The sequence below is a fragment of the Kitasatospora purpeofusca genome, from assembly GCF_036010405.1.
Classification (GTDB): domain Bacteria; phylum Actinomycetota; class Actinomycetes; order Streptomycetales; family Streptomycetaceae; genus Kitasatospora; species Kitasatospora purpeofusca.
Map to the genome: position 1 here is coordinate 2500256 of NZ_CP108561.1, position 12688 is coordinate 2512943.

At 73.6% G+C, this 12688-nt stretch carries 13 protein-coding genes; 2 read left to right on the forward strand and 11 right to left on the reverse strand.

What is annotated here, in order from left to right; all coding sequences use genetic code 11:
- Nucleotides 1-167 precede the first annotated feature (167 nt).
- The 10 genes from OG715_RS10645 to OG715_RS10690 form a co-directional block, all read right to left on the reverse strand.
- On the reverse strand, nucleotides 168-668 hold the full coding sequence (locus tag OG715_RS10645) for a GNAT family N-acetyltransferase (RefSeq protein WP_266275216.1): 501 nt from the start codon (nucleotides 666-668) through the stop codon (nucleotides 168-170).
- Nucleotides 669-1039: 371 nt separating this feature from the next.
- Nucleotides 1040-1297 (reverse strand): hypothetical protein, encoded by a 258-nt coding sequence (locus OG715_RS10650; protein WP_266275214.1) that lies wholly within the window; start codon nucleotides 1295-1297, stop codon nucleotides 1040-1042.
- Nucleotides 1298-1414: 117 nt separating this feature from the next.
- Nucleotides 1415-2848 (reverse strand): argininosuccinate lyase, encoded by a 1434-nt coding sequence (argH, locus tag OG715_RS10655; protein ID WP_266275212.1) that lies wholly within the window; start codon nucleotides 2846-2848, stop codon nucleotides 1415-1417.
- A gap of 115 nt (nucleotides 2849-2963) precedes the next feature.
- On the reverse strand, nucleotides 2964-4157 hold the full coding sequence (locus OG715_RS10660; RefSeq protein WP_266275210.1) for an argininosuccinate synthase: 1194 nt from the start codon (nucleotides 4155-4157) through the stop codon (nucleotides 2964-2966).
- A 162-nt stretch (nucleotides 4158-4319) separates the two neighbouring features.
- Complete coding sequence (locus OG715_RS10665) at nucleotides 4320-4868, reverse strand: arginine repressor (RefSeq protein WP_030395991.1); 549 nt, start codon at nucleotides 4866-4868, stop codon at nucleotides 4320-4322.
- Nucleotides 4869-4885: 17 nt separating this feature from the next.
- Nucleotides 4886-6094, reverse strand: a complete 1209-nt coding sequence (locus OG715_RS10670) for an acetylornithine transaminase (protein ID WP_266275208.1) — start codon at nucleotides 6092-6094, stop codon at nucleotides 4886-4888.
- Nucleotides 6091-6966, reverse strand: coding sequence for an acetylglutamate kinase (gene argB, locus OG715_RS10675; RefSeq protein ID WP_266277334.1), 876 nt, complete (start codon nucleotides 6964-6966; stop codon nucleotides 6091-6093). The genes OG715_RS10670 and argB overlap by 4 nt, the downstream gene beginning before the upstream one ends.
- Nucleotides 6967-7085: 119 nt before the next feature.
- A complete protein-coding gene (gene argJ / locus OG715_RS10680) occupies nucleotides 7086-8240 on the reverse strand; it encodes a bifunctional glutamate N-acetyltransferase/amino-acid acetyltransferase ArgJ (RefSeq protein WP_266277332.1) in 1155 nt (384 codons plus the stop codon).
- Nucleotides 8241-8254: 14 nt separating this feature from the next.
- Complete coding sequence (argC, locus tag OG715_RS10685) at nucleotides 8255-9283, reverse strand: N-acetyl-gamma-glutamyl-phosphate reductase (RefSeq protein ID WP_266275206.1); 1029 nt, start codon at nucleotides 9281-9283, stop codon at nucleotides 8255-8257.
- A 125-nt stretch (nucleotides 9284-9408) separates the two neighbouring features.
- Nucleotides 9409-10635 (reverse strand): methyltransferase, encoded by a 1227-nt coding sequence (locus tag OG715_RS10690; RefSeq protein ID WP_266275204.1) that lies wholly within the window; start codon nucleotides 10633-10635, stop codon nucleotides 9409-9411.
- A 105-nt stretch (nucleotides 10636-10740) separates the two neighbouring features.
- Between OG715_RS10690 and OG715_RS10695 the strand changes: the two genes are divergently transcribed.
- Complete coding sequence (locus OG715_RS10695) at nucleotides 10741-11145, forward strand: VOC family protein (RefSeq protein ID WP_266275202.1); 405 nt, start codon at nucleotides 10741-10743, stop codon at nucleotides 11143-11145.
- Nucleotides 11146-11175: 30 nt separating this feature from the next.
- Nucleotides 11176-11550, forward strand: coding sequence for an RNA-binding S4 domain-containing protein (locus tag OG715_RS10700; RefSeq protein ID WP_266275200.1), 375 nt, complete (start codon nucleotides 11176-11178; stop codon nucleotides 11548-11550).
- A gap of 51 nt (nucleotides 11551-11601) precedes the next feature.
- Here OG715_RS10700 and OG715_RS10705 read toward each other — a convergent pair whose 3' ends face one another.
- Nucleotides 11602-12483 carry an SAM-dependent methyltransferase gene (locus OG715_RS10705; protein WP_266275198.1) on the reverse strand — a complete coding sequence of 294 codons (882 nt, stop codon included), beginning with the start codon at nucleotides 12481-12483 and terminating at the stop codon, nucleotides 11602-11604.
- Nucleotides 12484-12688 lie beyond the last annotated feature (205 nt).

The window sequence follows — 12688 nt, forward strand, 5'->3', positions numbered from 1 at the left end:
AGCCAGTAAATCAGATGGTTCGAGGAGGTCCCAATTATTTCGCAACGGCGTCCGCAATGCGGACACTCGTGGCACTGAGCTGCACGAACGGCGACCGGCGCCGCCTTCGGGAGTCCGAATGATGGCGGCGCCGGTTCGACGGGGCCCGCGTGGGGCGGGCCGGGGCTTCAGGCGGTGGCGGCGAGCGGGGCGGCGGCGGACTTCTCCAGGTGCACCAGGGTGATCCGGCCGCTGATCTGTTCGACGGTGGTCTGGCGGTAGCCCTGGCGGGCGTAGAGGCGCAGGTTGCCGAGGCTGCGGTGGCCGGTGAAGAGGCGGTAGGAGCTGACCGCGCCGTCCGCCGCGAGGCGGCGCTCCAGGGCCTCCAGCAGTCGGCCGCCGAGGCCGTGGCGCTGCATCCGGGGGTGGACGACCAGACGCCCTATCCGACCGACGCCGTCGGGGCCGAGGTGGCCCCGGACGGTGCCGACGATCTCGTCGCCGAGGCGGGCGACGAGCACGTGCCGTTCGGTCAGCTCTTCTCGCAGGCTCTCCAGGGACTGGGTCAGCGGCTCGATGGCCCAGTCGCCGTAGAGCTCGGCCTCGCTCTGGTAGCCGAGGTACTGGAGCTTGAGGATCTGCTCCGCGTCGTCCGTCCCGGCGGTCGAAATGTTCACGCTCATGCCCATGTGCGGGGGCCTCCCCATCGTTGTGCCCGGCGCGTGAGAGGTGAGGGTGTCGCACCGGTTGGCTGCCGGAGGGTGTCCCGGCCGGGGATCCGCCCAGACCGGGGGTGGCGCACGAACGTACCAGCCCGCACGGCCCTGGTGGGGCCGTGTCGGCGGCGGCGCGCTCACGGTCAGTATCCGAGCGGGCGCGCCACCGTCAAGAGCCGCGTTCGCCAGCGCCTTACCCGGGTGTCAGCTGATCTCAACCTCGCGGCCGCCGGACGTGGCGAGGGTCACGCCCGGCGGGGCGCGGCGGGACGGGTGCCGGGCGAGGACCGCGCGAGGCCCGGGCGGGGCGGCGGCTCGCGGGCCGGGGGGCGCACGGCCGCCGCTCAGGCGTAGCGCTCGGCGTGCAGCAGGACGCGCAGGCAGGCCAGGCAGCGGGCCCGGGTGGGGCCGATGGAGCCGCGCGGCATGCCGAGGCGGTGGGAGAGCTCGCGGTAGGTCGGCGGCGGGTCCTCGGCGAGGGCGGCGACCAGTTGCGGGCAGCGGCCGGGCAGGGCGGCGACGGCCTCGCGGACGCGGCGGCGGCGCAGCTCGGCGAGGACCTCGTCCTCGGCGGAGGGGACGGACGGGAAGGCGGTGCACATACCGTGCTTGACCGGGTGGGGGCCGTCCGGGTTACGGGCGGCCGGTCGCATACGGACGGGAGGGGCGCGGCGGAGGACCCGCCGCGCCCCTCCCCCGTGGTGGGTGGTGGGGGCCGGTCAGCCCGTCACCCACTCCTGCTGGGCGGCGAGGTCGGCCTTGATCTCGCCGAGCTGGACGGCGACGGCGCCGGGCGCGGTGCCGCCGCGGCCGTTGCGGGAGGCGATGGCGCCGTGGACGCTGAGGACCGTCCGCACCTCGGGGGTGAGGTGTGTGGAGATGGCGGCGAACTGCTCGTCCGTCAGGTCGGCGAGTTCGATGCCGTGCGCCTCGCACTCCTTGACGCAGGCTCCGGCGACCTCGTGCGCGACCCGGAACGGCACGCCCTGCTTGACGAGCCATTCGGCGATGTCGGTGGCGAGGGAGAAGCCGGCCGGGGCGAGCTCCTCCAGCCGCTCGCGGTGGACGGTGAGGGTGGCCATCATGCCGGTGAAGGCGGGGAGCAGGACTTCGAGGGTGTCGCAGGAGTCGAAGACCGGCTCCTTGTCCTCCTGGAGGTCGCGGTTGTACGCGAGCGGGAGGGCCTTGAGGGTGGCGAGCAGGCCGGTGAGGTTGCCGATGAGCCGGCCGGACTTGCCGCGGGCGAGCTCGGCGATGTCGGGGTTCTTCTTCTGCGGCATGATCGACGACCCGGTGGAGAAGGCGTCGTGCAGCGTGATGAAGCCGAACTCCTTGGTGTTCCAGATGATCACCTCCTCCGCGATCCGGGACAGGTTGATCCCGATCATCGCGGTGACGAAGGCGAATTCGGCGACGAAGTCGCGCGAGGCGGTGCCGTCGATGGAGTTGCCGACCGAGCCGCCCTCGAAGCCGAGGTCGGCGGCGACGGCCTCCGGGTCGAGGCCGAGCGAGGAGCCGGCCAGCGCCCCGGAGCCGTAGGGGGAGACGGCGGTGCGGGCGTCCCACTGGCGCAGCCGCTCGGCGTCCCGGCCGAGGGCCTGCACGTGCGCGAGGACGTGGTGGGCGAAGAGCACGGGCTGGGCGTGCTGGAGGTGGGTGCGGCCCGGCATCGCGGTGTCCGGGTGGGCCTCGGCGAGGCCGACCAGGGCGTGCTGGAGGTCGAGTACCAGGCCGCCGATGGTCTTCGCGTGGTCCCGCAGGTACATCCGGAAGAGGGTGGCGATCTGGTCGTTGCGGGAGCGTCCGGCCCGCAGCTTGCCGCCGAGGTCGGGGCCGAGGCGCTCCAGCAGGCCGCGTTCCAGGGCGGTGTGGACGTCCTCGTCGGCGACGGTGCCGGTGAAGGTGCCGGCCTCGACGTCGGCGAGCAGCCGGTCGAGCCCTTCGTGCATGGCGGTGAGTTCGTCGGCGGTGAGCAGGCCGGCCTTGTGCAGGACGCGGGCGTGGGCCTTGGAGCCGGCGATGTCGTAGGGGGCGAGGCGCCAGTCGAAGTGCACCGAGGCGGAGAGCCTGGCCAGGGCCTCGGAGGGGCCGTCGGCGAAGCGGGCGCCCCAGAGGCGGACGTCGCCACCCGTGGCGGTCTGGTCGGCGGACATCACTGGCTCCTTACGGACGTGCGGGAAAGGGGGGTTCGGGGGCGGTCCCGGCCGGGACCGCGGGGGTGGTCCCGGCCGGCCCCGCGGGAGCGGGGCCGGCCGGGTCCGGGGCTGCTCAGCCCAGGTCGCGACGGGCGGCGATCTTCGAGGAGAGGCCGAAGATCTCGATGAAGCCCTTGGACATCGACTGGTCGAAGGTGTCGCCGGTGTCGTAGGTGGCGAGGTTGAAGTCGTACAGCGACTGGTCGGACTTGCGGCCGTTGACGACGGCCCGGCCGCCGTGCAGGACGATCCGGATGTCGCCGGAGACGTGCTGGTTGGCCTCGTTCACGAAGCCGTCGAGGGCGCGCTTGAGCGGGGAGAACCACAGGCCGTCGTAGACCAGTTCGGCCCAGCGCTGCTCGACCTGCCGCTTGTAGCGGGCGAGTTCGCGCTCGACGGTGACGTTCTCCAGCGCCTGGTGGGCGGTGATCAGGGCGATCGCGCCGGGGGCCTCGTAGATCTCCCGGGACTTGATGCCGACGAGGCGGTCCTCGACCATGTCGAGCCGGCCGACGCCCTGGGCGCCGGCGCGCTTGTTGAGCTCCTCGATCGCCTGCAGGACGGTGACCTTGCGGCCGTCGATCGCGACCGGGACGCCGGCGTCGAAGGTGATGACCACCTCGTCGGCCTCGCGCGCGGTGGCGGGGTTCCGGGTGTACTCGTAGACGTCCTCGATCGGGGCGTTCCAGATGTCCTCGAGGAAGCCGGTCTCGACGGCCCGGCCGAAGACGTTCTGGTCGATCGAGTACGGGGACTTCTTGGTGGTGGCGATCGGCAGGCCCTTGGCCTCGGCGAAGGCGATGGCCTTGTCCCGGGTCATCGCGTAGTCGCGGACCGGGGCGATGCACTTGAGGCCGGGGGCCAGCGAGTTGATGCCGACCTCGAAGCGGACCTGGTCGTTGCCCTTGCCGGTGCAGCCGTGGGCGACGGTGGTGGCGCCGTGCTTCTGGGCGGCGGCCACCAGGTGCTTGACGATGACCGGCCGGGAGAGGGCGGACACCAGCGGGTACTGGCCCTGGTAGAGGGCGTTGGCCTTGACGGCCGGGAGGCAGTACTCGTCGGCGAACTCGTCGCGGGCGTCGGCGACCTCGGCCTCGACGGCGCCGCAGTCCAGCGCCCGCTGGCGGATGACGTCCAGGTCCTCGCCGCCCTGGCCGACGTCGACGGCGACGGCGATGACCTCGGCGCCCGTCTCCTCGGCGATCCAGCCGATGCAGACGGACGTGTCCAGACCGCCCGAGTAGGCGAGTACGACGCGCTCGGTCACGGCTTTCTCCTTCACAACTGTGCGAACAGGCTTACGGCGATAGGCATAAGTATGCACTACTCCGTATGAAACTCAAAACCCGTGGCCGGGCCGGTTCCGGATACGCCTGTGGGCCCGGTCGGAACCGGGCCCACAGGGCGGTGCGGGAGCCGCGCGGGAGGGCTACTGCGCCTTCGCCTGGGCGAGCTGCATGAGGTGGTCGGCGAGGGCCTGGCCGCCGGCCGGGTCGCGGCTGATCAGCAGCACGGTGTCGTCGCCGGCGATGGTGCCGATGATCTCGAACACCTCCGCCTGGTCGATCGCCGAGGCCAGGAACTGCGCCGCGCCGGGCGGGGTGCGCAGCACCACCAGGTTGCCGGAGGCGGTCGCGGAGACCATCAGCTCGCCGGCCAGCCGGGCCATCCGGCCCTCGGTGGCGGACTCCCCCATCGGCGCGCGCGGGGTGCGGTCGCCGCCCTCGGCCGGGACGGCGTAGATGAGCGCGCCGTCCCGGTTGCGGATCTTCACCGCGCCCAGCTCGTCCAGGTCCCGGGAGAGGGTGGCCTGGGTGACCACGAGTCCGTCGTCGGCGAGCAGCTTGGCGAGCTGGCTCTGCGAGCGCACGGGCTGGCGGGTGAGCAGGTCCACGATCCGCCGGTGGCGCGCGGTGCGGGTCTGCGGGACCTGCGGCGTCGGGCCGGCGGCGGGCTGGCCGGAGTGGGGAACGGTCATGTGATTATTCTCCCGGACTACGCTCGGTTCGCATCGTCCGGGGCGTCCGCCCGCACGGCCCGCAGCACGGCCGGCAGCGCGGCCAGGAAGGCGTCCGCCTCCTGCTCGGTGAGCACCAGCGGCGGCGCGAGGCGCACCGCGTCCGGCACCGCGGCGTTCACCAGGAAGCCGGCCTCCTGGAGGCCCGCCTGCACCTTCGCGGACACCGGGGCGGTGAGCACGATGCCGAGCAGCAGCCCGGCCCCGCGCACGTGCGAGACCAGCGGGTCGTCGATCGCCTCGACGCCGTGCCGCAGCCGCTCGCCGATCTTGCGGGCGTGCTCCAGCAGTCCTTCGGACCCGATGGTGTCCAGCACCGCGAGCGCGGCGGCCGCGACCACCGGGTTGCCGCCGAAGGTGGTGCCGTGCTGGCCGGGGGTGAGCAGTTCGGCGGCCTCGCCGAAGGCGAGCACGGCCCCGATCGGCAGTCCGCCGCCGAGCGCCTTGGCGAGCGTGACGACGTCCGGCTCGACCCCGTCGAAGGCCTGGTGCGCGAACCAGTGGCCGGTGCGGCCGACGCCGGTCTGGATCTCGTCGAGGACGAGCAGGGTGCCGGTGGCGCGGGTGATCTCGCGGGCGGCCCGCAGATAGCCGTCGGGCAGCGGGACGGCGCCGTTCTCGCCCTGGATCGGCTCCAGGAAGACGGCGGCCGTGTCGGTGGTGACGGCCGCGCGCAGCGCCTCCACGTCGCCGAACGGGACGTGGGTGACGTCGCCGGGCAGCGGGCGGAACGGCTCCTGCTTGGCGGGCTGGCCGGTGAGCGCGAGGGCGCCCATGGTACGGCCGTGGAAGGCGCCCTCCAGGGCGACCAGGTGGGTGCGGCCGGTCCGGCGGGAGATCTTGAAGGCGGCCTCGTTGGCCTCGGCGCCGGAGTTGCAGAAGAACACCCGCCCGGGGCGCCCGTCGAGCTCCAGCAGCCGTTCGGCGAGGGCGACGGTGGGCTCGGCCAGGAACAGGTTGGAGATGTGGCCGAGGGTGGCGATCTGCCGGCCCACGGCCTCGACCACGGCCGGGTGGGCGGTGCCGAGGGCGTTGACCGCGATGCCGCCGAGCAGGTCGGTGTAGGCCTTGCCGTCGGCGTCCCAGAGGGTGCTGCCCTCGCCGCGGACCAGCGGGATCCGCGGGGTGCCGTAGTTGTCGGTGAAGGCGTGCTGCCACCGCTCGGTCAGCTGGGCGTTGGAAGTCATGCGAGTCCCCCGGTCACGGTCGGTTCGTCGTCGGGCACGACCATGGTGCCGATGCCCTCGTCGGTGAAGATCTCCAGCAGCAGGCTGTGCGGCACCCGGCCGTCCAGCACGCGGGCGGTGCCGACGCCCGAGCGGACGGCGTTCAGGCAGCCCTCCATCTTGGGCACCATGCCGGAGGCGAGGCCCGGCAGCAGTTCCTCCAGCTCGGCGGCCTCCAGCTGGCTGATCACGTCGTCCGAGTCCGGCCAGTCCTTGTAGAGGCCCTCGACGTCGGTCAGCACGACGAGCATCTCGGCCCCGAGGGCGACCGCGAGGGCGGACGCGGCGGTGTCGGCGTTGATGTTGTAGACGTGGCCGTCGGTGCCGCGGGCGATCGAGGAGACCACCGGGATCCGGCCGTCCGCGATCAGCGCCTTCACCGCGCCGGCCTCGACGTTGACGATGTCGCCGACCAGGCCGATGTCGACCGACTCGCCGTCGACGACCGCGTACCGCTTGACCGCGGTCATGGTGTGGGCGTCCTCGCCGGTCATGCCGACCGCGAACGGGCCGTGCTCGTTGAGCAGGCCGACCAGTTCCCGCTGCACCTGGCCGGCGAGCACCATCCGGACCACGTCCATGGTCTCCGGGGTGGTGACCCGCAGGCCGTTGGTGAACGAGGACTCCAGGCCGAGCCGGTCGAGCTGGGCGCTGATCTGCGGGCCGCCGCCGTGCACCACGACGGGGTGGAGCCCGGCGAAGCGCAGGAAGACGACGTCCGCGGCGAAGGCGGCCTTGAGCTCCTCGTCGACCATGGCGTTGCCGCCGAACTTGATGACGACGGTCTTGCCGTGGAAGCGCTCCAACCAGGGCAGGGCCTCGATCAGCGTCATGGCCTTGGGCAACGCGGTGTTGTTCCGGGCCTGTTCGCCCTTGGGTGCGATCTTCACGGTTCTGGTCCCCCGGCTCGGGTGGCGGCGGTCGGACGGTCGGCCGGCGGGCCGGCCCGCCGTCAGGTGGAGTAGGCGCTGTTCTCGTGCACGTAGTCGGCGGTGAGGTCGTTGGTCCACAGGGTGGCGGCGGCCCCGCCGGCGTTGAGGTTCGCGGTGATCACGACCTCGCGCCCGCTCATGTCGACCAGGTCCCGGTCCTCCCCCACGCTGCCGTCGCGGCACACCCAGACGCCGTTGATCGCGACATCGAGCCGGTCCGGGTCGAAGGCGGCGTCGGTGGTGCCGATCGCGGCCAGCACCCGGCCCCAGTTGGGGTCCTCGCCGTGGATGGCGCACTTGAGCAGGTTGTTGCGGCCGATCACCCGGGCGACGCCGACGGCCTCGTCCTCGGTGGCGGCGCCGGTGACGTCGATCCGGATGTCCTTGCTCGCGCCCTCGGAGTCGCCGATCAGCTGCCGGGCGAGGTCGGCGCAGACCGCGCGCACCGCCTCGTCGAACTCGGCCGGCTCCGGGGCGGTGCCGCTGGCGCCGGAGGCGAGCAGCAGCACGGTGTCGTTGGTCGACATGCAGCCGTCGGAGTCGATCCGGTCGAAGGTGGTGCGGGTGGCGGCGCGCAGCGCGGTGTCCAGGGCGGCCGCGTCGGCGTCGGCGTCGGTGGTGAGCACGACCAGCATGGTGGCGAGGCCCGGGGCGAGCATCCCGGCGCCCTTGGCCATGCCGCCGACCGTCCAGCCGGCCGGGCTGGTGACCTGCGCGGTCTTGTGGACGGTGTCGGTGGTCTTGATGGCGATCGCGGCGGCCTCGCCGCCGGCGGCGTCGAGCGCGGCGGCGGCGGTGGCGACACCGGGCAGCAGGAGGTCCATCGGCAGCCGGACGCCGATCAGGCCGGTGGAGGCGACGGCGACCTCGCCGGCGCTCAGCTCCAGCTCCTCGGCGACCTTCTCGGCGGTGGCGTGGGTGTCCTGGAAGCCCAGCGGGCCGGTGCAGGCGTTGGCGCCACCGGAGTTGAGGACGACGGCGGAGACCGTGCCGCCCTTGAGGACCTGCTCGGACCAGAGCACGGGGGCGGCCTTGACCCGGTTGGCGGTGAAGACGCCGGCCGCGGCGAGCGAGGGGCCGTCGTTGACGACCAGGGCGAGGTCCGGGGTGCCGGAGGCCTTGATCCCGGCGGTGACGCCGGCGGCCCGGAAGCCCCGGGCCGCGGTCACGCCGATGTTCTGGTGGTCGGTCACGGTGCGACTCCGTTCACGGGGAGGCCGAGCTCCTCGGGCAGGCCGAGGGCGATGTTCATGCTCTGCACCGCGCCGCCGGCGGTGCCCTTGACCAGGTTGTCGATCGCGCTGATCGCCACGATCCGCCCGGCCGCCGCGTCCAGGGCGACCTGCACCAGCGCGGTGTTCGCGCCGTAGACGCTGCTGGTCTGCGGCCACTGCCCGGCGGGGAGCAGGTGGACGAACGGCTCGTCCGCGTACGCCTCGGCGTAGGCGGCGCGCAGCTCCTCGGCGCCGACCCCCGGCCTGGCCTTCGCGGAGCAGGTGGCGAGGATGCCGCGCGGCATCGGGACCAGGGTGGGGGTGAAGGAGACGCTGACCGGCTCGCCCGCGAGCGGGGTGAGGTTCTGGGCCATCTCCGGGGTGTGCCGGTGGACGCCGCCGACGCCGTAGGCGCTGACGCTGCCCATCACCTCGCTGCCGAGCAGGTGGGTCTTGGCGGCCTTGCCGGCGCCGGAGGTGCCGGAGGCGGCGACCACCACCGCCTCGGGCTCGGCGAGGCCGGCCGCGTAGGCGGGGAACAGCGCCAGCGAGACGGCCGTCGGGTAGCAGCCGGGGACGGCGATCCGGTTGACGCCCTTGAGCGCGTCGCGGTGGCCGGGCAGCTCGGGCAGGCCGTAGGGCCAGGTGCCGGCGTGCGCCGAGCCGTAGAACTGCTCCCAGTCGGAGGCGGCCCTGAGCCGGAAGTCGGCGCCGCAGTCGACGACCAGGACGTTCTCGCCGAGCGCCTCGGCCACGGCGGCGGACTGCCCGTGCGGCAGCGCCAGGAAGACCACGTCGTGGTCGGCCAGCACCTCCGGGGTGGTGGGCTCCAGGATCCGGCCGGCCAGCGCCGGCAGGTGCGGCTGGAGCAGTCCCAGCGCGGTGCCCGCGTTGGAGCCGCCGGTCAGCGCCCCGATCTCGACCTCCGGGTGGCCGAGCAGCAGGCGCAGCACCTCGCCGCCCGCGTATCCGCTCGCTCCGGCGACGGCGACTCGCAATGCCATGGCGTTCCTCCTTTGTCGAGGCATGAATATACGCAGTACCGAACATTCATGCAAGGAGTTCCGGCGAGTACCCGCGACTTGGCGGGTACTCGCCGGTGGTGGACGCCCTCAGCGGCGGACGGCGCTCAGCGCTTGACGGCCTTCAGCACCACGAACTTCGGATTGCCCGCGACCGTGCGGCAGTTGCCGAACAGCCGGCGGAGCTTGACGTGGTAGTCGAGATTGCGGTTGCCGACCACCCAGAGCTCGCCGCCGGGGCGCAGCACGCGCTTGGCGCCGGTGAACATCCGCCAGGCGGTGGCGTCGGTGGTGGCCTGGTGCGAGTGGAACGGCGGGTTGTTGAGGACGAGGTCCACCGAGCCGGCCGGCACGTCGGCGTCGTCGAGCGCGTCGGCGGTGCGGAACTCCGCCCGGGCGTCCGGGCCGAGGTTGGCGCGGAAGGTCTCCTCGGCGGAGGCCACCGCCGGGTACGACTCGTCGACGAAGAGCAGCTCGATCCCGGGGGTGGCCAGCGCGGCGGCGGTGCCCACCACGCCGTTGCCGCAGCCGAGGTCCACCACCCGGGCGCCCGGGGCGGCGACCGGCAGGTGGGCGAGCAGGAAGCGGGTGCCGATGTCCAGGCGGTCGGCGCAGAAGGTGCCGGCGTGGTTGGTGACGGTGCGGCCCGAGACGGCGCCGATGTCGCCGGGCAGGGCGTAGCGGAGCGGCCACGGGTTGGGGCCGGGGTCGAGCGCCCGGTCCGGGGTGCAGAGGATCAGCCGGGCCTTGCGGACCGCGAGCGAGGTGCGGGTCGGGCCGAGGATCCGCTCGAAGAGCTTCAGGGTGGAGGTGTGGATCTCGGTGACCATGCCGGTGCCGAGGACGACCGTGTCCGGGTGGAGGGCCGGGGCGAGCCGGCGCAGCTGGTCCTCCAGCAGGCCGAGGCTCTTCGGGACCCGCACCAGCAGGACGTCGATCCGGTCGGGCGGGGTGTCGCGGGTGGTCAGCAGCCGGGCCGCGGCGGGGTCGGCGCCGGCCCGGGCGAGGTTGGCGAGGGTGGCGCGCCGGGCGAGGTGCGAGTCGCTGATCTGGGTGACCTCGGCGGGCCGGTCCGCGTCGGCCGGCACCGTGGCGAGCGCGGTGGTGAGCGCGCCCCAGCGGTCGCCGAGGACGGTGACGGCGCGGCCGGCCAGGGCGGTGGCCAGGCCACCGGCCGAGTCGGCCTCGCCGCCCAGGTGCCGCAGCAGGTACTCGTCGGCGGCGTCCCAGGCGCGCAACCGCTCGCGCGGATCCTCCGGGAATCGGGTGAGGACGAGATCGCCCCAGGGAGTCGGGAAAGGGGTCGGGGCGGCCGGTTCGGCGAGGGGATTCATTGTGGCCCAGGCTAGCCGACCGCCCGACGGCCCGTGCCGGGCGCGGGCCGGGGCGGCGGCCGATACTGGAAGGACCCGAGGGATCCCGAGGGAAGGCACGAAGCCATGGATTGGAAGCTGGAAGTGGTGGTGGTCCCGGTGGCGGACGTCGACCGGGCCAAGACCTTCTACGAGGAGCAGGCCGGTTTCGCCGTCGACCACGACACCCGGATCCGGGACGGCCTGCGGGTGGTGCAGCTGACGCCGCCCGGCTCCGGCTGCTCGATCGTGCTGGGCACCGGCCTGACCGACGCCCCGGCCGGCTCGGTGAAGGGGCTCCAGCTCGTGGTGCCGGACATCGACCGCGCCTACAAGGAGCTGCTGGCCCGCGGCGTCGAGGTGAGCCCGGTGCAGCACTTCGAGGCCGGGGACCGGGTGGACGGCCGCGGCGAGGTGTGGAACTCCTTCGTCTTCTTCAACGACCCGGACGGCAACGGCTGGGCCGTCCAGGAGGCCCCCGGCCGCCGCTGAGCCCGGAAGTACGGGCCCTAAGCTCGAAGGATGGTCGAGAACGAGGGAAACGTGCGGGTGGACAGCTGGATCTGGTCGGTGCGGCTGGCGAAGACCCGGTCCGCCGCCGCGGCGGCCTGCAAGGCCGGGCATGTGCGGGTGAACGGCGAACGGGCCAAGCCGGCGCAGGCGGTGAAGCCGGGCGACGAGGTCCGGGTGCGCCAGGAGGGCTGGGAGCGGGTCGTCGTGGTGCGCAAGCCCATCCGCAAACGGGTCGGCGCCGAGGTCGCGGCCGACTGCCTGGTGGACAACAGCCCGCCGCGCCCGGCCCGGGAGTTCGTCGCCGCCCCCGGCCTGCGCGACCGCGGCGCCGGCCGCCCCACCAAGCGCGACCGCCGCGACATGGACGGCCTGCGCGGCCGCTAGCCACCGGGGCGGGTCGGGGGCCGGGCGGTCCGCCCGGCCCCCGACCGGGGCTCAGTTCTTGAAGGCGACGCCGGCGTACGCCGAGACGTCCTGCCAGCCGGCCGGGAGGTCGGCGGTGGGGACGTGGCCGGCGACGGGGCGCCAGAGCGGGAGTTGGACCAGGCCGGGTCCGACGAACTCGAAGTCGCCGAAGAAGGGTTCGACGGCCGCGCGCGGGCGCAGCACGAGCGGGGCGCTGGCGCTGCGGTAGATCCGGGTGCCCTCGGCGGCGCTCTCGCGGGAGGCGAAGTCGGGGCTGCCGTGGGAGAGGATCAGCACGCTGCCGGGGGCGAGCGCGTCGCGCAGGGTGCGGACGATCCGCTCGGCGCCGTCCTCGTCGCGGATGAAGTGCAGGACGGCGACCAGCATCAGGGCGACCGGCCTGCCGAGGTCGACGGCGCCGCGCAGGGCGGGGTGGTCGAGGATCGCCTCGGGCTCGCGCAGGTCCGCCTCGATGACGGAGGTGTGGCCGGCCGGGTGGCCGGAGAGCAGGGCGCGGGCGTGGGTGGCCACGATCGGGTCGTTGTCGATGTAGACGACCCGGGCGTCGGGCGCGGCCCGCTGGGCGACCTCGCTGGTGGAGCCGACGGCCGGGATGCCGGTGCCGATGTCGACGAACTGCCTGATCCCCCGGCCGGCCGCGAACTCCACGGCCCGGCCGAGGAATTCGCGGTTGGTGCGGGCCAGCAGCGGCAGCGCCGGGTAGGCGGCGATGGCGGCCTCGGCGGCCTTGCGGTCGGCCTCGAAGTTGTCCTTGCCGCCGAGGTAGAAGTCGTACATCCGGGCGGTGTGCGGGACGCCGGTGTCGAGTTCCGTCGGCGGCCGCCAGTCCTCGGCGCGTGCCCATTCCCATGCGTCCACGACGTCGGCCGCCGTGCTCGTGTCCTCGGTCATCTTCCGCCCCCTGGCTGTCCGCGGCGTGTCCGCCGCGTGCTGTGCGCCCGGCGCGTCCGCTGCCGGACGTCCCGGGCCCCCGTCGCTCCGTGTGGCCGGCGGGCGGCCGCCGAGCGGCCCCCACCGCACGGTGCGCCGTGATCGTAACCGACGACACGCCGTCGAAACAGCGGTAGTTCAGGTTTCCGCAGCGTCCGAACGATGC